This is a genomic window from Herbaspirillum sp. B65 (assembly GCF_000333555.1).
GTDB classification, from domain to species: domain Bacteria; phylum Pseudomonadota; class Gammaproteobacteria; order Burkholderiales; family Burkholderiaceae_D; genus Herbaspirillum; species Herbaspirillum rubrisubalbicans.
This window is the reverse complement of the sequence record NZ_BADI01000642.1, coordinates 1-1,047: the sequence shown is the minus strand read 5'-3', so window position 1 is coordinate 1,047 and position 1,047 is coordinate 1. Positions and strand designations below refer to the sequence as shown.

General features: G+C 61.5%; 1 protein-coding gene and 1 pseudogene. Both read right to left on the bottom strand.

All coding sequences use genetic code 11. From position 1 onward, the window contains the following. A pseudogene (locus tag I5W_RS15185) lies at positions 1-262 on the bottom strand (hypothetical protein); the annotation flags it as partial. A gap of 229 nt (positions 263-491) precedes the next feature. Continuing rightward, entirely contained in the window at positions 492-842 is a 351-nt protein-coding gene (locus tag I5W_RS15180; RefSeq protein ID WP_243443136.1) for a YgdI/YgdR family lipoprotein, read from the bottom strand. Positions 843-1,047: the final 205 nt, after the last annotated feature.

Below are 1,047 nucleotides of genomic sequence, written 5' to 3'. Positions count from 1 at the left end.
AGCTCGGTCCCGGGGAACCTCTAGAGTCAGCCAGCGGCATGACCAGGTAGTGCAGGATGATGCCGGCAGCCACCGGTGCGGGGCGCTTGATGATGCGCTTGAAGTCGTCCACCGTGAGCGTGACGCCCATGGTCAGCATGATGAGCGTCAACAGCTGGGTGATGTATTTGCCGATGGGCGTGAAGGTCGGCGGCGTGAAGTAGGCAGCGGCGGAAAGCAGCAGCGCCCACACGGGAAAGAGGCGGGTGATGGTGGCAAGCATGGCAATGGATGAATGATGAATACAGGCCCGTGCATGAAGACGATCATGCCGGGATGGCGCGTTTTTATGTTCATTGCGCGGATGACGCACACTGCGGCGGAGAGACTTCGTGCACCAGGTCCGGTGGCGGCCTCTTCTCTATCCTCGATCACGCGCCTTGTGGGCACGGCAAGGGCGTGATTCTACCCGCGCAGGCCGATTCCTGCCGGCTCCCGGGCCATGGGACGGCCTACTGGCGAACAAGATCACATTTGAAACTAAGCATCACCTTGGGCGGCATCACGCCGATCACGCCCTCTGAACGCTCGCTGCCGATGATGCGCGCACGGCGGCCCTGCTGGCGGCACCAGTCATCGGCCTGCTGCAGACCCTGTGCCGCCACGCCGTCATTGCCGCGCCAGCGTGAACTGGCCACCAGCAGGTAGGTGTCCTTGTCGATCTGCGTGACCGGTTGCGAGGAGGCGCAGCCGGCCAGTGCGGCCACCATCGCAAGGGACAGCGTCGGCATCAGGCGGATTGTCATCGGGGCTCCCTTAGTCTTGTGATCCACGATGGTAGCCAGCGCGATGGGTGGCGTCATGCGTCCCTACAACTCTTTACCTCCGGTGATGTTCCGCTGCACGGACGAAAAAAAACGCCGCTGGAAGCAGCGGCGTTTTCCCGACCATTTCAGTCAAGTCATCAACGCGTAACCGGTTTGTAACGGATACGCTTGGGCTTGGCGGCTTCTTCGCCGAGGCGCTTCTTCTTGTCGGCTTCGTATTCCTGATAGTGCCGTCGAAGAA